This is a genomic window from Pelagibius marinus (assembly GCF_014925385.1).
Lineage (GTDB): Bacteria > Pseudomonadota > Alphaproteobacteria > Kiloniellales > Kiloniellaceae > Pelagibius > Pelagibius marinus.
The window spans coordinates 257,219-275,469 of sequence record NZ_JACSDK010000010.1; the positions used below are offsets into that span (position 1 = coordinate 257,219).

Genomic DNA, 18,251 nt, shown 5'->3' on the forward strand with positions numbered 1-18,251 from the left:
GGCCTATTTCCGGAAGCCGCGCTTCTTTCTCGATGACTCCGAGTTGTCGCGACGCTGCCACGTGGCGCCGCGCCTCAGCGTCACGCCGCCCGGCGGATCACCCAGGCCGAACAGCGGCACCGCCCTGTAGCGAAAGACGAAGATCAGCAGCAGCCCGGCGACGAAGCCGCCGATGTGCGCCCACCAGCCGACGTTCTGCGCCGAGGGCCCGCCGAAGGCGGCGAAGAACTGAAATCCGAACCAGAAAATCAGCAGCAGCCAGGCCGGCAGGTAGAGCGGGATGAAGCCGATCGGCACCAGCACCCGGGCGCGCGGGTGCAGGATCAGGTAGGCGCCCAGGACCCCGGAGATGGCGCCGCTGGCGCCGATCAGCGGCGCGGCCGCGGTGGGCTCGACGGCGACCTGGGTCAGGGCCGCGGCCACGCCGCAGGCCAGGTAGAAGATCAGAAAGCGGCCGTGGCCCATGGCGTCCTCGACGTTATCGCCGAAGACCCAGAGATAGAGCATATTGCCGCCCAGGTGGGCGAACCCGCCGTGCAGGAACTGGTAGCTGATGAGGGTCAGCAGCGGGTCGACCAGCTTGAGGCCGGGGGCGAGTTCGGCGCTGCCCAGCAGGGTCGCGGGGATCACGCCCAGGCCGTAGATGAGCTGCAGGTTGGACTCCGGCGGACCCGAGACCTGGCCGAAATAGGCCAGCGCGGAGACGACGATCAGCGCCCAGGTGGTCCAGGGCCGCGCGATCAGGTAGCGCGGCGTGGTGTCGTGCAGCGGAATGAAGGGCATGGGCGGCCCGGCAGATCAGCCGGGGTCGCGCCCGACCACATCCCTGAGCCGGCAGACCACCGGCGTGTGGTCGGAAGCCTTGGCCTTGCCGCGCGGTTCGCGGTCAACTTCGCAGGCCTCCAGCCGGTCGGCGGCCTGGGGCGACAGCAGGAAGTGGTCGATGCGCAGGCCGTGGTCGTTCTGCCAGCCGCCGCCCTGGTAGTCCCAGAAGGTGTAGAGGTGCGGCTCGCGGTGCAGGGCGCGCAGGGCGTCAGTGAAGCCCAGGTTCAAGAGGGTGCGGAAGCGGCTGCGGCTTTCCGGCTGGGCGAGGGCGTCGCCGGCGAAGGCGGCCGGACTGTACACGTCCTCGTCCTGGGGGATGACGTTGTAGTCGCCGCCCAGCACCACCGGCTGCTCGCTGGCCAACAGGCCTTCGGCGTGTTTGATGAGCCGCTCCATCCAGGCCAGCTTGTAGTCGAACTTCTCGGTCTTGATGGGGTTGCCGTTGGGCAGATAGATCGAGGCGACGCGCAGGTCGCCGATGGTCGCTTCCACGTAACGGGCCTGCTCGTCCTTCTTATCGCCGGGCAGGCCGACCATGACGTCTCCCAGCGGCGTCTTGGAGAGGATGGCGACGCCGTTGTAGGTCTTCTGGCCGTGGGTCGCGACGTTGTAGCCCAGCTCCTCGATCTCCAGGCGCGGGAAGTTGTCGTCGATGCACTTCAACTCCTGCAGCAGCACCACGTCCGGCTTGGCCGACTTCAGCCAGTCCAGCACGTTGGGCAGGCGCGCCTTGATGGAATTGACGTTCCAGGTGGCGATGCTTGTCATCGCGACAAGCCTCGCTCAGATTGCAAAGGAGGAACCGCAGCCGCAGGAAGACGTGGCGTTGGGATTCTTAATCTGGAAGGAGGCTGCGCCGAGGTCCTCGACGAAGTCGACCTGAGCGCCGTTCAGCAGTTCCAGGGAAGTCTCGTCGACCACCGTCACGACGCCGTCGCGTTCGAAGGTGCGGTCGTCGGAGTTGACCGTATCGTCGAAGGAAAAGCCGTACTGGAAGCCCGAGCAGCCGCCGCCGGAGACGGCGACGCGCAGCATCAGCCCCTCCTGGCCTTCCTGCTCGATCAGGAAGGCGACGCGCTTGGCCGCGCGCTCGGTGAGCGAGAATTCCAGGCTGTCTGCCGCTGTGGTCATAACTTTCCCTAGAGCCTTGGCCGGCTTTTCCGGCCCCGGATCACCTGTGGTTGACCCTCAAGATGTAGGGACTTCTCCGGGCTTGTCAAATATCCGCCGGAGGGCCCCCTGGCAGCCCCCCGAAAGGCGCAGAAAACCGCCATTGCGTAACACAAGCCAAGGCCGTAGGTTCGCGCCCATGTCGCGCCAAGATACGCCCCAGCCGAATCTGCCCGCCGCCTTCGCCTGCCGGCCGGAGGACAGCCGCGGGCGCGATATCCCGGAGCCTGAGAGCCCGACCCGGACCTGCTTCCAGCGCGACCGCGACCGCATCGTCCATGCCGGCGCCTTCCGCCGCCTGAAGTACAAGACCCAGGTCTTCGTCTATCACGAGGGCGATTACTACCGCACGCGGCTGACCCACTCCATCGAAGTGGCCCAGATCGCCCGCTCCATCAGCCGCGCCCTGGGTCTCAACGAGGACCTGGCAGAGGCCATGGCCCTGGCCCACGACCTGGGGCACACCTGCTTCGGCCACGCCGGCGAGGACGCGCTGAAGCAGGCGATGGAGCCCTACGGCGGCTTCGACCACAACGAACAGACCTTCCGCATCCTGACGCTGCTGGAGCAGCGCTATGCGGAGTTCGACGGCCTCAACCTGACCTGGGAGACCCTGGAGGGCATCGTCAAGCACAACGGCCCGCTAACCGGCCCGGCGGCACGTGAAGGCGAGAAAGTGCCGGCCACCGTAGCCGCCTACTGCCGCGACAAGCGCGACCTGGAGGTGGCGACCTTCGCCTCCGCCGAGGCCCAGGTGGCGGCGCTGTCCGACGACATCGCCTACAACAACCACGACATCGACGACGGCGTGCGGGCGGGGTTGTTCTCCCTCGACGACCTGAAGGAACTGCCCTTGGTGGGGCCGGTGCTGGCCGAGGTGAGGGGGCGCTATCCGGGCCTGGAGGAGGGCCGGGTGATCCACGAGACCATCCGCCGGGTCATCGACCACATGGTCTCCGATCTGCTGGCCGAGACGCGCCGGCGCGTCGCAGAGACACGGCCGGATTCGGCCGCGGCGGTGCGGGCCCTGGCGGCGCCGCTGGTTGCCTTTTCCGACGAGATGCGCCAGAACGACCGCGCGCTGCGGTCCTTCCTCTTCGCCCGCATGTACCGCCACTACAAGGTCAACCGCATGACCACCAAGGCCAAGCGGGTGGTGCGCGAGCTGTTCGAGCACTACCTGGCCCGGCCCGACTGCCTGCCCGACGAGTGGCAGGCTGAGGCGCGGGATCTACCGGAGCCCGGGCGGGCGCGGCTGGTGGCCGACTACATCGCCGGCATGACCGATCGCTACGCGTTGGACGAGCACACCAAGAATTTCGATCTTCGAGTCAAGAACGCATGAACCTTTTCAAGTACTTCAAGGATATTGTTGTCGGTGAGCTTGAGCAGATGGCCGGCGCCGGAGAGCTGCCCGCCGGGCTCGACTATGCCCGGGTGACGGTGGAGCCGCCGCGCGAGCGCGGCCACGGCGATCTCTCGACCAACGCGGCCATGGTGCTGGCCAAGCCCGCCGGCAGGAAGCCGCGCGACCTGGCCGAGGCCCTGGCGGCGCGCCTCGGCAAGCTGGACGACGTCACCGGGGTGGAGGTTGCCGGCCCCGGCTTCATCAACCTGCGCCTGGTTCCCGGCGTCTGGTACGCGCGCCTGGCCGAGATCCTGAAGGAAGGCACGGCCTACGGGGACAGTGACATGGGCGCGGGCGAGGCGGTCAACGTGGAGTACGTCTCCGCCAACCCGACCGGGCCGCTGACCGTGGGCCACGCCCGCGGCGCCGTGGTCGGCGACGCCCTGGCCGGGCTGCTGGCCAAGGTCGGCTACAAGGTGACCAAGGAGTACTACATCAACGACGCCGGCGGGCAGGTCGACACCCTGGCGCGCTCGGCCTATCTGCGCTACCGCGAGGCCCTGGGCGAGGACATCGGCGAGATTCCCGAGGGCCTCTATCCCGGCGACTACCTGAAGGAGACCGGCAAGGCCCTGGCCGCGCGCGACGGCGACAAGTGGCTCGGCAAGGACGAGGCCGAGTGGCTGCCGGAGGTGCGCCAGTTCGCCATCGATTCCATGATGGACCTGGTCCGCGCCGACCTGGATTTCCTTGGCGTCCACCAGGACGTCTTCTCCTCGGAGCGCAAGCTGGTCGCGGCCGGCGGCGTCGAGGAGGTCTTGAAGTTTCTTGAGGAACGCGGGCTGACCTATACCGGCGTGCTGGAGCCCCCCAAGGGCAAGACGCCCGAGGACTGGGAGCCGCGCCCGCAGCTGCTGTTCAAGGCGACCCAGTTCGGCGACGACGTCGACCGGGCGCTGAAGAAGTCCGACGGCAGCTGGACCTATTTCGCCGGCGACATGGCCTACCACCTGGACAAGTTCCGCCGCGGCTTCGCCACCATGATCAACGTCTGGGGCGCCGACCACGGCGGCTACGTGAAGCGCATGACCTCCGGCGTGAAGGCCCTGACCGAAGGCAAGGGCGATCTGGACGTGAAGCTCTGCCAGCTGGTGAACCTGAAGCGCGGCGGCGAGCTGGTGAAGATGTCCAAGCGCTCCGGCACCTTCGTCACCCTGCGCGAGGTCATCGAGGAAGTGGGCAAGGACGTGGTCCGCTTCATCATGCTGACCCGCAAGAACGACGCGACCCTGGATTTCGACCTGGTCGAGGTCATGGAGCAGTCCCGCGACAACCCGGTCTTCTACGTCCAGTACTGCCATGCCCGCTGCTGCTCGGTGCTGCGCCACGCGGCGGCGGAAATGCCGGGGGTTTCCCTAGATCCTGTGTCTTTGGCGGGCTCGGACCTCAATCGCTTGACCGACTCGGGGGAGCTTGATCTGATTAAGCTCTTGGCGGAATGGCCCCGTCTGCTTGAAAGCGCGGCGGATGCTCACGAACCACATCGGGTGGCCTTTTATCTCTACGATCTGGCGGGTGCCTTCCACGGCCTCTGGACCAAGGGCAAGGACAATGCGGAACTGCGCTTCCTGCTGCCGGACGACCCGGCAATGACGGCGGCGCGCCTGGCCCTGGTGCAGGCGACCGCTTTCGTGATCGCCTCGGGACTGGAGATTTTCGGCGTCACGCCGGTTGAGGAGATGCGCTAGATGGCGAGCGGGCCTGGACGCGGCCGGAATGGCGACGACGACGAACTGACGGCGGGCTCGCCGCCCTTCAGCGACGAGGGCATGCGGCGCATCATCTACGGCCAGGACCGCGAGGGCGACAGCCGCAGCGCCGCCTTTGACGATGACACGGCAGAGCTGGAAGCCGACCTGCGCGAGCGCCGCAGCCTGGTGCCCATCGTTACCGCCCTGGCGGCGGTGTTCTGCTTCGGCGCCATCGTCTGGTACGCCTATACCTGGGGCACCGGCAAGATGGCCAGCGAGGAGCTGCCGGTGGTGCGCGCCGAGCCCATGCCGGAGAAGGTGAAGCCGGAGCAGCCCGGCGGCATGGAAGTGCCCTACCAGGACAAGCTGGTCCTGAACGAAGGCGCCGCGGGCGCGGAGGCGCCCCAGGTGGAGCGGCTGCTGCCGGCCCCGGAGACGCCGCAGCCGCCCGAGCCCATGGCCGAAGTGCCTGAAACCGCTCCCTCCGAGACGGCCCCGTCAGAAATGGCCCAGGCAGGCAGCGAGGCACCGCTGCCGGCCGAGGCCGCGGAAGCGCCCTTGATGGCCGAGGCGCCGGAAGCCCCGGCCGAGATCCCGGCGCCGCCGGAGGCGCCGGTGGAGACGGCCGACGCCGGCATCGTCAAGCCGATCCCCAAGCCGGAGACGGCGCCCGCCGAGGGCGGCGACCAGATCGCCGCGCTGCTGGAGCAGGAGCCCCTGGAAACGGCGAATGGGCAAACGGTGAATGGGCAAACGGCGGCGCCTGCCCAGACGGCGGCGCTGACCGAAGGCGACGTGGTGCTGCAGCTTTCCTCGGTGAAGTCCGAGGCGGCGGCGTCCCAGGAGTGGGCGCGCCTCCAGAAAGCGCACCCTGACCAACTCGGCGGACGCAAGCTGTCTCTGGAGGCCGCCGAGGTGAAGGGTACGACCTATTACCGCGTCCAGACCGGGCCTTTCGCCAACCGCGATGTGGCGGCCAAGGTCTGTGCCCAATTGAAAGCCCGCAACCAGGACTGCCTCGTCAAACAACGCTGATGCCCAACACCGCCGACCCGCCGACGCCCTCCGCGGCCATCTACGGATGCGCGGGGCTCAGTCTCAGCGCCGACGAAGAAAGCTTCTTCCGCGCCGCCAATCCCTTCGGCTTCATCCTCTTCCAGCGCAACTGCGAATCACCGCAGCAGGTGCGCGACCTGGTGGCCGCGCTGCGCGCCAGCGTCGGGCGTGACGACGCCCCGGTGCTGATCGACCAGGAGGGCGGACGCGTCGCCCGGCTGAAGCCGCCACACTGGCGCAACGCGCCGCCGGCCAGCTTCTTCGGCCGCCTGGCCAGCCACGACCGGGAGCGGGCGCAGGAAGCCCTGAAGCTGAACACCCAGCTGCTCGCCGCCGAGCTTACCGACCTGGGCATCGACGTCGACTGCGTGCCGCTTCTGGACCTGCAGTTCCCCGGCGCCCACGACGTCATCGGCGACCGCTCCTTCGGCGGCGATCCGGAACTGGTGGCCGACCTGGGCCGCGTGGTCTGCGAGACCATGCTGGCGGCCGGCGTCATGCCGATCGTGAAGCACATTCCCGGCCACGGCCGCGCCCGCGTCGACAGCCACAAGGACCTGCCGGTGGTCGGCACCGGCAAGGCCGAGCTGGAGGCGACCGACTTCAAGCCTTTCAAGGCTCTGGCCGACGCGCCCTGGGCCATGACCGCCCACGTGGTCTACAGCGCGCTGGACGCGGAACGCCCGGCGACCACTTCGCCCGACGTGATCTCCCAGGTGATCCGCGGCGAGATCGGCTTCGACGGCCTGCTGCTGTCCGACGACCTCTCCATGGAGGCCTTGAAGGGCAGCCTGGGGGAGCGCGCCGAGGCCTCCCTGGGCGCCGGCTGCGACGTCGCCCTGCACTGCAACGGCAAGCCCGAGGAGATGGAGCAGGTGGCTGCTGCCGTCGGGCCGCTGACGGCCGAGGCCCAGCGCCGCATCGCCGCCGGCCGGGCGCGCCTCGGCCCCGCCGAAGCGGTCGATTCTGCGGCCTTGCTGCGGCGGCTGGAAGCGATCATGAATATCGCCTGATGCCCCTTCTCGATATCGACTTCTCGGCCCAGGCCTACACCATCTCGACCTGGATCCTGCCGATCCTGCTGGCGATCACCCTGCACGAGGCCGCCCACGGGATCATCGCCTGGTCCTACGGCGACGACACGGCCTACAAGCTGGGGCGCGTGACCCTCAACCCGCTGAAGCACGTCGACCCCTTCGGCACCATCGTGCTGCCGATCCTGCTCTACATCTCGCCGCTGCCCTTCGTCTTCGGTTACGCCAAGCCGGTGCCGGTGGCTTTCCACCGCCTGCGCAAGCCGCGCCGCGACATGGTCTACGTGGCCGCCGCCGGGCCGCTGTCGAATCTGATCCTGGCGGTCCTCTCGGCGCTGCTGTTCCACCCGGCCGGGTTGTTTCCCGACCCGGCGGCGGAGTGGCTGCGCCAGATGCTGCTGAACTCGATCTTCCTGAACCTGATCCTGGCGGTCCTGAACCTGCTGCCTTTGCCGCCCTTGGACGGCGGGCGCATCGCCGTCGGGGTCCTGCCGCTCAGCCTGGCCGTGCCGCTGGCCAAGATGGAGCGCTACGGCCTGATTCTGCTGATCGCGGCCTTCTTCCTGCTGCCCTACGCAGGCCGGGCCTTTGGTGCTAACCTGTCCTTCTTCGATCTGGTGATTCGCACGCCGGTGATGTGGCTGATGCCGTTTTTCACCTGGTTGGCGGGTCTGTCCTAGGAGAAATGCCTTTTGAAGGGCCGAATGAGGAGTTTCAGCCGTGAGTGACGTGGTTCCCTTCGAGGAGGGGATCGAGGGCGCGCGCAGCGCGACCCGGGACCGGCTGCTGCTGGAACTGGACGGCTATGCCGGTCCGATCGACGTCCTGCTGGAGTTGGCGCGCGACCAGAAGGTCGACCTGAAGCACATCCGCATTCTGGACCTCGCCGAGCAGTACCTGGAGTTCGTGAAGGAGGCGCGGGCGGTGCGCCTGGAGCTGGCCGCCGACTACCTGGTCATGGCGGCCTGGCTGGCCTACCTGAAGTCGCGCCTGCTGCTGCCGGAGACCGGCACCGAGGAGGAGCCGAGCGGCGCCGAGATGGCTGCCGCCCTGAAGTTCCAGATGCAGCGCCTGCAGGCCATGCGCGACATCGGTGAAAAGCTGATGGCGCTGCCCCAGCTGGGCAACGATATCTTCTGCCGCGGCACGCCGGAGCGGGTGAAGACCCGCACCACCACCACCTACGACGCGACGCTGTTCGACCTGCTGAAGGCCTACGGCCGCCAGCGCGCCAAGGCCGGGCCGAAGAACCTGCAGATCCGCGCGACCGAGCTGTTCTCCGTCGACGAGGCGGTGACCCGTTTGTCGACCATGCTCGGCGCCATCCCCGGCTGGCGCACGCTGTCGTCCTTCCTGCCGCCGGAGTTGCAGATCCATGGGGACCCGCTGCTGCGGCGTTCGGCCCTGGCTTCGACCTTCGCGGCGACTCTCGAGATGTGTAAGGCAGGCAAGCTGCGCATTCGCCAGGATGGCACATTCGGTCCCATCTACCTGCGCAGCGCCGCCGAGGAGCAACAGGAGCAAGCATGACCTCCGAGACCCCTGAAACCGATATGCCGGAAGCTGCCGAGGCGGAACTGCCGGAGGCCGAGATGGCGGCCGAGGATCCCCAAGACGACGCCGTGGAAGACGACGAGGTCGAGGCCTCGGCGGAAGACGAAGAGGAGGAGTCCGACGGCGAGGAGTCCGATGATGACGAGTCGGGCGAGTCCGAGACGGGCGCCACCGACTTCGACAACCTGCGGCTTGTCGAGGCGCTGCTCTTCGCCTCCGCGGAGCCTCTGGCGCCGGCGCAGCTTGCCCGCTTCCTGCCCGAGGACGTGGCGCTGGAGCCGCTGCTGAACGACCTGCAGGCACTCTATGCCAACCGTGGCGTGAACCTGGTGAAGCGTGGTGCGCGCTGGGCCTTCCGCACCGCCGAGGATCTTTCCCCGCGCATGGAGCTGGAGAACAAGGTGGTGCGCAAGCTGTCGCGCGTCGCCCTGGAAACCCTGGCGGTGATCGCCTACCACCAACCCGTGACCCGCGCCGAAATCGAGGAGGTGCGCGGCGTCGCGCTCTCCAAGGGCACGCTCGACGCGCTGCTGGAGATCGGCTGGATCCGACCCAAGGGGCGCCGCAAGACGCCGGGCCGTCCGGTCACCTGGGGCACTTCCGATGCCTTCCTCGATCACTTCGGGCTGGAAGGGCTGGACGCCCTGCCGGGTGTCGAGGAGCTGAAGGCCGCGGGGCTGCTGGATACCCGCCCGGCGCTGACCGCGCTCAGCGACCGCGGCCTGCTGCCGGCCGCCGGCGAGATCGCGCCGGAAGAGGTCGAGGAGGACGAGGACGACGAGTACGAGAGCGAGATCATCGAGGGCAGCGAGCGCGAACTCCTGGACGCCACCTTTGGCGAGGACATGCTGCCGCAGGAAGTCGATCTCTCGGCGGCGGCCGAGGAGGGCGACGCCGAGGACGCTGCCGACGACCTGGAGGACGAGGTCCTCGAGGCCGCCGGGGAGGCGGCCGGGGACGTCGCTGCGGATGCCAGTGCCGGTGGACCCGAAGACGCCGGCCTTGAGGAAGAGGACTTCGAAGCGGAAGACTCCGAAGAAGCCGGCTTCGACGAGGACGACCTGGAAGAGGCCGCTTTCGCGGGCGACGAAGAAGAGGAGGAAGCCGGCGCGGTGGACTCCGAAGACGAGCCCCAGCGGAGCACAGGTTGACCCGCGCGGCCGGCCGTCGCTGAGCTTTCCCAATGTCGTCGCTATCCCTGGACCACGTGAGCCATGCCTTCGGCGAACTGCTGGCGGTCGATGACCTCAGCCTGTCGCTGGAGCCGGGCGAGGTGGTCTGTCTGCTGGGGCCCTCGGGCTGCGGCAAGACCACGGCGCTCAGGGTCGCCGCGGGCCTGGAGCCGCTGCAGCAGGGGCGCGTGCTGATCGACGGGGAGGTGGTCGCCGGCGAGGGCCGCGAGCGCCCGCCCGAGGAACGCTCTGTCGGCCTGGTCTTCCAGGACTACGCCCTCTTTCCCCATCTCTCCGTGGCCGACAACGTGGCCTTCGGGCTGCGCCGCCTCGCGGCGGCCGAACGCCGCAGCCGGGTGAGCGAGGCCCTGGCGCTGGTCGGCATGGCCGCGGCCGGCGATGCCTATCCGCACATGCTCTCCGGCGGCCAGCAGCAACGCGTCGCCCTGGCGCGCGCCCTGGCGCCGCGCCCGCGGGTCATGCTGCTGGACGAGCCCTTTTCCAACCTGGACGCGCGGCTGCGCCAGCAGGTCCGTGACGACACGCTGCACGTCCTCAAGCAGAGCGGCACCACCACGCTGATGGTCACGCACGACCCGGAGGAGGCCATGTTCATGGCCGACCGCATCGCCCTGATGCGCGACGGCCGCCTGGTCCAGCAGGGCACGCCGGCCAACCTCTACTACGAGCCCGCCGACGCCTTCGTCGCCTCTTTTTTTGGTGAAATCAATCATTTGGAAGGCATTGTTGAGGCGGGAGAAGTGGCCACGCCCTTCGGCGCGGTGGGGGCCGGGGATCTGCCCGAGGGCAGCGCCGTGCAGGTGCTGATCCGCCCGGAAGCCCTGCATCTGACCCCGGTGGACGACGGCTGCCCGGTGCCCCCGCACAGCGTGGCGGTGATGGCCGCGCGGCTCATGGGCCGCACCAGCCTCATTCACCTGCGCAGCCTTGAATTACCCGAGGGTTCGCCTCATTTCCATGCCCGGGTGCCGGGGCGTTTCCTGCCTCCGGAACGGCAGTGTCTGGCGGTCGCCCTGGACCGGGCGCAAGCCTTTGTTTTTCCGCGTGAGGGGCATTAACCCTGTTGTCCAGGAGCGTTGCGGCGGCGGGGGCTTTTTGCGATAGTCCGCCTCAAGAGGCGGTTACGTCGAAATTTAGGGAGATCCCGGAATGGGAACCTTTAGTATCTGGCACTGGCTCATCGTGCTGGTTGTTGTGCTTGTTCTGTTCGGTGGCGGCGGCAAGATTCCAAAGCTGATGCGCGACATGGGACAGGGTATCAACGCCTTCAAGAAGGGCCTCAAGGAAGAAGGCAAGAAGAAGGAAGAAGAGACGGCCGGCGACAGCCCCAAGGTCATCGACCAGGACAGCGCCGCCATGTCGTCTTCCGAGGAAAAGGACAAGGCGGCCAACGGCTGAGGCCGGGCCGGCCGCGTCCTTGCGCCGTGCCTTCGCGATGATGGGCGCCCATGTTTGATATCGGCTGGTCCGAGATGGCGGTGATCGCCTTGATCGCCCTCGTTGTAATCGGACCGAAAGACCTTCCAAAAACGATGAAGACCATTGCGCATTGGATGCGCAAGGCGCGCTCACTCACGCGCGAATTCCAGTCCGGCATCGACGAGATGGTGCGCGAGGCGGAGCTGGAGGACGCGAAAAAGGCCCTGGAAGCCACCCGCGGCGGCAATCTGCAGCGCACGCTCTCCAACGCCCTCGACCCCGACGACGAGGTCGGCGGCGAAGTACGCGCCATCGAGAAGGAAGCGCGCAGCGAGAGCAGCGCCTCGTCCTCCGAGGACGGCGAGAGCAATGCGGAGAAGGCGGCGGCCAAGATGCCTTCAGCGAACGTGGCGCCGGCCCATTCCCTGACACCGGCCGCGGAAGACACCCCGCAGGCCGGCACTGCCGAGGGCGGCGGCGAGCCTGTCCCGGCCGCCGGTGACGAAGGGTCCAAGAAGACCGCATGACCACCGTGACGGAAGCCCCCGAAGACAAGAAGATGCCGCTGCTCGATCATCTGATCGAGTTGCGCCAGCGCCTGCTCTATTCGGTCGTGGCGTTGCTGGTGGTCTTCCTGGTGTGCTTTTACTTCGCGCAGCCGATCTTCCAGTACCTGGCCCAGCCGCTGGCCGACGTGATGCTGGAACACGGCATCGCGGAACATTTCCGGAGGATGATCTTCACCGCGCTGACGGAGGTCTTCTTCACCTACGTGAAGGTGGCCTTCTTTGCCGCGGCCTTCATCTGCTTCCCGGTCTTTCTGACCCAGTTCTGGCTCTTCGTGGCGCCGGGGCTCTACAAGCACGAGAAGTCGGCGCTGCTGCCGTTCCTGGTGGCCACGCCTTTCCTGTTCTTCACGGGCGGGGCGCTGGTCTACTACATCATCTTCCCCTTCGCGGCGACGTTCTTCATTGGCTTCGAGGTACCGGGCACGGACTCCTCTCTGCCGATCCAGCTCGAGCCGAAGGTCAACGAGTACCTTTCGCTGCTCATGCAGCTTATCTTCGCCTTCGGGTTGTGCTTCCAGCTGCCGGTCGTCATGACCCTGCTGGCGCGCGTCGGCCTGGCCACCTCCAAGGGCATGGCCGCCAAGCGCAAGTACGCCATCGTCGGCGTCTTTATCGTCGCGGCGATCTTCACCCCGCCGGACCCTCTGAGCCAGCTCAGCCTCGCCGTGCCGATCATCGTGCTCTACGAGATCTCCATCATCATGGCGAAGATGGTCGAGAAGAAGCGCGCCGAGGCCCAGGACGAGGACGAGTTCGGCGACGACGACCTCGAGGACTTCGACGACGACGAGGACGCCGAGGCCAAGGACGAGGACGACGACAAGGTCCCGCCGGCCCCCTGATCCCCGTTTCTGACCTGAATCAAGGTCGCGGTAGGGATTTTCCGCTAAAAAGGTGGGGATTCCGACCGTGGTGGGCCGTTTTTCTATGGATATCAACTGGATACTCGACATCACCGGCGACACCGGGGCCGCGGCCTTGGTCGGGCTGACGGTGGGGGTGATCTTCGGCGTGTCCTCCCAGCGCAGCCGCTTCTGCCTGCGCGCGGCGACGGTGGAATTCGCCCGTGGCCAGCTCGGCCCGCGCATGGCGGTGTGGCTGCTGTGCTTTTCGACGGCGGTGTTCTGGACCCAGACCTTCGCCCTGTCAGGCCTGGTGCCGCTGGAGCAGGCGCGCTGGCTGTCCTCGCCCGGCTCGCTCTCCGGCGCGATCCTGGGCGGGCTGATCTTCGGCGCCGGCATGGTGCTGGCGCGCGGCTGCTCCGGGCGGCTGCTGGTGCTGGCCGCCGGCGGCAATCTGCGCGCGCTGCTCTCCGGTCTGGTCTTCGCGGTGACGGCGCAGATGTCGCTCTACGGCGTGCTGGCCCCGGCGCGCTCGGCCCTGGCGGGGCTCTGGGTCACCGGGCCGGCAAACATCGAGCTCACCAGCTTTCTCGGCCTCGGCCCCTATGCCGGTGTCGCCATCGGCGCTGTGCTGGCCCTCATCGCGCTCGCCGCCTCCTGGCGCGCGGGTATCGCCTGGCCGGTGCTGGTCTTCGGCTCTGGCGTCGGCTTCTCGGTGGGGGCGGGCTGGCTGCTGACGGCAACGGTCTCGAGCCAGGCCTTCGACCCGGTCTCGGTCGAGAGCCTGACCTTCTCCGGACCCTCCGCGGACACACTGATGTTCTTTATGACCGCCTCCGACACCGTCGACTTCGACGTCGGGCTCATTCCCGGCGTCTTCCTGGGCGCGGCCCTGGCGGCGCTGCTGGCGCGCGAGTGGAAGCTGGAGGGCTTTGAGGGCGCCAAGTCCATGCGCCGTTATCTCAGCGGCGCCGCCATGATGGGGTTCGGCGCCATGCTGGCCGGCGGCTGCGCCATCGGCGCCGGGGTCACCGGCGGCTCCACCTTCGCGGTCTCGGCCTGGCTGGCGCTGACCGCCATGTGGGTCGGCGCGGTGCTGACGGACTATCTGGTCGACCAGCCCAAGACCAGGGCCCGGGGGCCGGCCGCGGCCTGAGGCGTTAACATCCGTAAACGCGCCTTCTTCAGAAATTACTTTAAGTCGGCGGCACTTTCCGAATCGGAACACCGGTTTCGACTCCGGCCTTGGCCCGGTCGGTGAAGCTAAGCCCTGGATTCCTGGGGCATTTCTTGGGCGAATCGGGGCAGTCGAACGTGGACAGGGGCGCTGGCGGGGCCGTATAAGTGGCCCGATTCGCCTGCAACAAACCCGAGTCGCGTGCCTCTATGTATGACATCCGCTGGATCCGTGAAGAACCCGAAGCCTTCGATGCGGCGATGAAGCGCCGCGGGCTGGAGCCGCTGTCGGCCGTGGTTCTCGCCCTCGATGCCAAGCGCCGCGAGGCGCAGACCGATCTGCAGACCATGCAGACGCGGCGCAACGAGGCGTCCAAGGCGATCGGCGAGGCAAAGCGCAAGGGCGAGGACGCAGAGGCTCTGATGACCGAGGTGGCGGGCATCAAGGACAAGATGGCCGCGGCCGAGGAGGGTGAGCGCCAGCTTGCCGCCGAGCTGCAGGATCTGCTGAGCGGCCTGCCCAACGCGCCGCTGCCCGAGGTGCCGGAGGGCGCGGACGAGAGCGCCAACGTCTGTCTGCGCAGCCACCTGGAACCGCGCAAGTTCGACTTCGAGGCCAAGGAGCACTACGACCTGGGCGAGGCGCTGGGCTTCCTCGATTTCGAGACGGCGGCCAAGCTTTCCGGTGCGCGCTTCGCGGTGATGCGCGGCAAGATCGCGCGCCTGCACCGGGCGCTGGCCCAGTTCATGCTCGACCTGCACACCGGCGAGCACGGCTACACCGAGGTGGCGCCGCCCTTCCTGGTGCGCGACGAGATCCTTTACGGCACCGGCCAGCTGCCGAAGTTCGCCGAGGACCTGTTCAAGACCACCCACGGCCTGTGGCTGATCCCGACGGCGGAAGTGCCGCTGACCAACCTCGTGGCGGAGGAGATCGTTGCTGCTGAGGCCCTGCCGATGCGGGTCACGGCGCTGACGCCCTGCTTCCGCTCGGAGGCCGGCTCGGCCGGGCGCGACACGCGCGGCATGCTGCGCCAGCACCAGTTCGAGAAGGTCGAACTGGTCTCGGTCACCACGCCGGAGCAATCCGCCGACGAACTGGAGCGCATGGTGGGCTGCGCCGAGACGGTGCTGCAGCGCCTGGGCCTGCCGTATCGCACCATGGTGCTGTCGACCGGCGACATGGGCTTTTCCGCGGCCAAGACCTACGACGTCGAAGTCTGGCTGCCGGGTCAGGATGCCTACCGCGAGATCTCCAGCTGCTCCAACTGCCTCGACTTCCAGGCGCGGCGCATGAAGGCGCGCTACCGGCCGGAAGGCGAGAAGGGCACGCGCTTCGTGCACACTCTGAACGGTTCCGGCGTTGCGGTGGGGCGCTGCCTCATCGCGGTGTTGGAGAACTATCAGCAGGCCGACGGCAATATCGAGGTGCCCGAGGCGCTGCGTCCCTACATGGGCGGCCTGGAGGTGATCGCTGCCGATGGCTAAGGGGGCGCTCAATCTCAAAAAGGCGCGGGTGCTGGTCACCAACGATGACGGCATTCACGCGCCGGGCCTGAAGATCCTGGAGAAGCTCGCCAAGACCCTGAGCGACGACGTCTGGGTGGTGGCCCCGGAGACCGAGCAGTCGGCGACCAGCCACTCGCTGACCCTGCGCCGGCCGCTGCGCGAGCGGCGCCTGGGCGCCAAGCGCTTTTCCGTCGACGGCACGCCGACCGACTGCGTGCTGGTCGCCCACCATCGCATCATGGCCGATCATACGCCGGACCTTGTGCTCTCCGGCATCAACGACGGCGGCAACCTGGGCGAGGACGTCACCTATTCCGGCACCGTGGCCGCGACCATGGAGGCGGCGCTGCTGGGCATTCGCGCCATCGCCTTCAGCCAGCAGCGCCAGGCCGACGGCATCGTGCGCTGGAAGGTGGCCGAGCAGTTCCTGGCCGGCATCGTGCGCCGCCTGGCGGCCATGGAGTGGCGCCGCGACCTGCTGGTCAACGTGAACTTTCCGGCGGTGGCGCCGGACGACGTGCAAGGCATTCACATCTGCCGCCAGGGCCGCCGCGATCAGGGCACCACGGTGACCGAGGGCGAGGATCCCTCGGGGCGCCGCTTCGTGTGGATCGGCGGCTACCAGGTCGACGAGTCGAAGGACAAGGACACAGATTTGGCGGTGACGGCGCGCGGGGGAATCTCCATCACGCCGCTGCACCTGGATTTGACGCACCGGGGGACCATGAAGAAGATGCAGGGGATCTTCGACTGATGGTGGCGTCGCGCAAGATCCGTCTGGTCATGGAATTGCGCCGCGCCGGGATTGCGGATACCGACGTGCTTTCCGCGATCGAGCGCATCCCGCGCGAGGCCTTCACGCCCGAAAGCTTCCGCCACCAGGCTTACGAGAACATGGCCATTCCCATCGGTCAGGGGCAGACGCTCAGCCAGCCCCAGGTGGTGGCCCTGATGACCCAGGCGCTGCGCGCCAGCCGCCGCACCAAGGTGCTGGAAGTGGGCACCGGTTCCGGCTACCAGGCCGCGGTGCTGTCGCGGCTGTGCCGCCGGGTCTACACCATCGAGCGCTTCAAGGAGCTGTTGCAGGTCGCCGAGGCGCGCTTCACCGAGCTGCGCCTGCACAACATCACCACCCGCCACGGCGACGGCTGGAAGGGCTGGCGCGAGCAGGCGCCTTTCGTCCGCATCATGGTGACGGCGGGCGCCGGCGGCCGGCCCGGCGCCCTGGTGGATCAACTTGCCGAGGGTGGCCTCATGGTGCTGCCCGTCGGCCGGACTTCGCGCGACCAGGCGCTGCTGCGCCTGACCCGCACCGCAGACGGCCTGGTCGAGGAGCACCTGAGCGACGTGCGCTTCGTGCCGCTGGTCGAAGGCGTGCCGGACGACGCCGTGGGCCTCACCTCCGGTTTCATTCAGCGCAGCGAGGGACTGGCATGACCGAGACCCGGCGAAGGATGTCCCCCTTTGGCTTGGCGCCTGCGGCCCTTGCAGCCGCCGCTCTGTTGCTGGCCGGCTGCTTTGCCACGCCCGACTACCGCCCCGTCGGCTTCGTGACGCCGAAGGACCCGCCGGCGTTGCCGCAGCGTAAGCCGCCGCCGCCGGCCGACCTGGCCGCCTGGGATCTGCCGGTGGAGACCGCCGCGGCGCAACCCGCCGCCGCCGTCGATGTGCAGGAACTGGCGCCGCTGCCGAAGGTCGGCCAGCAGGCTCTGGCGCCGCAGCCGGTGGCCAAGCCGCTCGCCGCCGCGCAGCCGCAGCCGGTCCAGCAGGTGGCGGCGACAACTGCGGCGGCGCCCGCCGGCGGCCGCTACGTGGTGGCCAAGGGCGACAGCCTCTACGGCATCGCCCGGCGCTTCGGATTGCCGATCCGCGCGGTCATCGACGCCAACGCGCTGCAGCCGCCCTATGCCCTCACCATCGGCCAGCAGCTGACCATCCCGCAGGCGCAGGTGCACGAGGTCGTGGCCGGCGACACCGTCTTCAACATCGCGCGCCGCTACAACATCGACCGCAGCGAGCTGGTGCGCCTCAACGGAATCCAGCCGCCCTACAGCATTCCGCTGGGCCAGAAGCTGATCTTGCCGACGCCGGATTCGGCGGCAGGGGCAGAGGCCACGGCGGTCGCCTACGCGCCGCCGCCGGCCGCCGCGCCCGCCGCGCCGACTGTGGCGTCACGGGAAGCGACACCGCCCGAAGCTGACCGGGAAGCGATGAACAAGGGGCTGCGCAAGCCGCCGCGCTCCAAGGCGGAGACCCAGGCGGCGCTGGCCAATCCGCCGGCGCGGGCCGGCTCTTCCTTCCACTGGCCGGTCCAGGGGCGGGTGCTGTCGTCCTTCGGGGCCAAGAAGGGCGGCGAGCACAACGACGGCATCAACATCGCCGCGCCGCGCGGCACCCCGGTGCGCGCCGCCGAGAACGGCGTGGTCGCCTATGCGGGCGAGGAGCTGAAGGGCTTCGGCAAGCTGCTGCTGGTCAAGCACGCGGGCGGCTGGGTGACAGCCTATGCCCACAACGAGGAACTGCTGGTCGCCGCCGGCGACCGGGTGGTCCAGGGCCAGACCATCGCCCGCGTCGGCAGCAGCGGCCATGTCGAGCGTCCGCAGCTGCACTTCGAGGTGCGCCGCGGCACCCGCGCCGTCAATCCGGAGACCCAGCTGGCGCCGCGCACGGCTTCCGCCGCGAATTAGCGGCCCGCACTCCCGCGAGAGTGGTAAGGTGCCGGACGGCGACACCCGCCGGGGTGCTCGGCTCTCCAGCTTGGCCGTCCGCACCGAACGAGCGCCGCCTGCCGGTGATCCCAGGGAC

19 protein-coding genes are annotated in these 18,251 nt (G+C 68.4%); 16 read left to right on the top strand and 3 right to left on the bottom strand.

The window, feature by feature from the left end; genetic code table 11:
* Positions 1 to 3: 3 nt before the first annotated feature.
* From H7X47_RS13405 to erpA, 3 genes are read right to left on the bottom strand one after another with little or no spacing between them, the layout of a single operon-like run.
* Positions 4 to 783, bottom strand: a complete 780-nt coding sequence (locus H7X47_RS13405) for a rhomboid family intramembrane serine protease (protein ID WP_193369189.1) — start codon at positions 781 to 783, stop codon at positions 4 to 6.
* Positions 784 to 798: 15 nt separating this feature from the next.
* Positions 799 to 1,593: an exodeoxyribonuclease III gene (locus tag H7X47_RS13410; RefSeq protein WP_193369190.1), complete on the bottom strand. Its 795-nt coding sequence runs from the start codon at positions 1,591 to 1,593 to the stop codon at positions 799 to 801.
* A 15-nt stretch (positions 1,594 to 1,608) separates the two neighbouring features.
* Entirely contained in the window at positions 1,609 to 1,956 is a 348-nt protein-coding gene (gene erpA, locus H7X47_RS13415) for an iron-sulfur cluster insertion protein ErpA (protein ID WP_193369191.1), read from the bottom strand.
* Positions 1,957 to 2,134: 178 nt separating this feature from the next.
* On the opposite strand from erpA, the gene H7X47_RS13420 reads away from it, so the two are divergent.
* The 16 genes from H7X47_RS13420 (at position 2,135) to H7X47_RS13495 (ending at position 18,133) form a co-directional block, all read left to right on the top strand.
* Positions 2,135 to 3,340, top strand: a complete 1,206-nt coding sequence (locus tag H7X47_RS13420; RefSeq protein ID WP_193369192.1) for a deoxyguanosinetriphosphate triphosphohydrolase — start codon at positions 2,135 to 2,137, stop codon at positions 3,338 to 3,340.
* Positions 3,337 to 5,091 carry an arginine--tRNA ligase gene (gene argS, locus H7X47_RS13425; RefSeq protein WP_193369193.1) on the top strand — a complete coding sequence of 585 codons (1,755 nt, stop codon included), beginning with the start codon at positions 3,337 to 3,339 and terminating at the stop codon, positions 5,089 to 5,091. Before H7X47_RS13420 ends, argS begins: the two co-directional genes overlap by 4 nt.
* Positions 5,092 to 6,129, top strand: a complete 1,038-nt coding sequence (locus H7X47_RS13430) for an SPOR domain-containing protein (RefSeq protein ID WP_193369194.1) — start codon at positions 5,092 to 5,094, stop codon at positions 6,127 to 6,129.
* A complete protein-coding gene (gene nagZ / locus H7X47_RS13435; RefSeq protein ID WP_193369195.1) occupies positions 6,129 to 7,163 on the top strand; it encodes a beta-N-acetylhexosaminidase in 1,035 nt (344 codons plus the stop codon). Before H7X47_RS13430 ends, nagZ begins: the two co-directional genes overlap by 1 nt.
* Positions 7,163 to 7,864, top strand: coding sequence for a site-2 protease family protein (locus H7X47_RS13440; protein WP_193369196.1), 702 nt, complete (start codon positions 7,163 to 7,165; stop codon positions 7,862 to 7,864). Before nagZ ends, H7X47_RS13440 begins: the two co-directional genes overlap by 1 nt.
* 40 nt (positions 7,865 to 7,904) lie before the next feature.
* Positions 7,905 to 8,714, top strand: a complete 810-nt coding sequence (locus H7X47_RS13445) for a segregation and condensation protein A (protein WP_193369197.1) — start codon at positions 7,905 to 7,907, stop codon at positions 8,712 to 8,714.
* Entirely contained in the window at positions 8,711 to 9,889 is a 1,179-nt protein-coding gene (scpB, locus tag H7X47_RS26610; RefSeq protein ID WP_227010452.1) for an SMC-Scp complex subunit ScpB, read from the top strand. Before H7X47_RS13445 ends, scpB begins: the two co-directional genes overlap by 4 nt.
* 32 nt (positions 9,890 to 9,921) lie before the next feature.
* On the top strand, positions 9,922 to 10,989 hold the full coding sequence (locus H7X47_RS13455; protein ID WP_193369198.1) for an ABC transporter ATP-binding protein: 1,068 nt from the start codon (positions 9,922 to 9,924) through the stop codon (positions 10,987 to 10,989).
* A 91-nt stretch (positions 10,990 to 11,080) separates the two neighbouring features.
* A complete protein-coding gene (locus H7X47_RS13460) occupies positions 11,081 to 11,329 on the top strand; it encodes a twin-arginine translocase TatA/TatE family subunit (protein ID WP_193369199.1) in 249 nt (82 codons plus the stop codon).
* Between the two features lie 50 nt (positions 11,330 to 11,379).
* Positions 11,380 to 11,877: a Sec-independent protein translocase protein TatB gene (gene tatB, locus H7X47_RS13465; protein ID WP_193369200.1), complete on the top strand. Its 498-nt coding sequence runs from the start codon at positions 11,380 to 11,382 to the stop codon at positions 11,875 to 11,877.
* The gene (gene tatC, locus H7X47_RS13470) at positions 11,874 to 12,761 is read left to right on the top strand and encodes a twin-arginine translocase subunit TatC (RefSeq protein WP_193369201.1); all 888 of its coding nucleotides are present in this window, start codon (positions 11,874 to 11,876) and stop codon (positions 12,759 to 12,761) included. The genes tatB and tatC overlap by 4 nt, the downstream gene beginning before the upstream one ends.
* 52 nt (positions 12,762 to 12,813) lie before the next feature.
* Positions 12,814 to 13,917, top strand: a complete 1,104-nt coding sequence (locus H7X47_RS13475) for a YeeE/YedE family protein (protein WP_319633604.1) — start codon at positions 12,814 to 12,816, stop codon at positions 13,915 to 13,917.
* Between the two features lie 230 nt (positions 13,918 to 14,147).
* Positions 14,148 to 15,425, top strand: coding sequence for a serine--tRNA ligase (gene serS, locus H7X47_RS13480; RefSeq protein ID WP_193369202.1), 1,278 nt, complete (start codon positions 14,148 to 14,150; stop codon positions 15,423 to 15,425).
* Complete coding sequence (gene surE / locus H7X47_RS13485; RefSeq protein ID WP_193369203.1) at positions 15,418 to 16,200, top strand: 5'/3'-nucleotidase SurE; 783 nt, start codon at positions 15,418 to 15,420, stop codon at positions 16,198 to 16,200. Before serS ends, surE begins: the two co-directional genes overlap by 8 nt.
* Positions 16,197 to 16,883 (top strand): protein-L-isoaspartate(D-aspartate) O-methyltransferase, encoded by a 687-nt coding sequence (locus H7X47_RS13490; RefSeq protein WP_193369365.1) that lies wholly within the window; start codon positions 16,197 to 16,199, stop codon positions 16,881 to 16,883. Before surE ends, H7X47_RS13490 begins: the two co-directional genes overlap by 4 nt.
* Before the next feature lie 32 nt (positions 16,884 to 16,915).
* Positions 16,916 to 18,133, top strand: a complete 1,218-nt coding sequence (locus H7X47_RS13495) for a LysM peptidoglycan-binding domain-containing M23 family metallopeptidase (protein ID WP_227010454.1) — start codon at positions 16,916 to 16,918, stop codon at positions 18,131 to 18,133.
* The last annotated feature ends 118 nt before the right edge of the window (positions 18,134 to 18,251 follow it).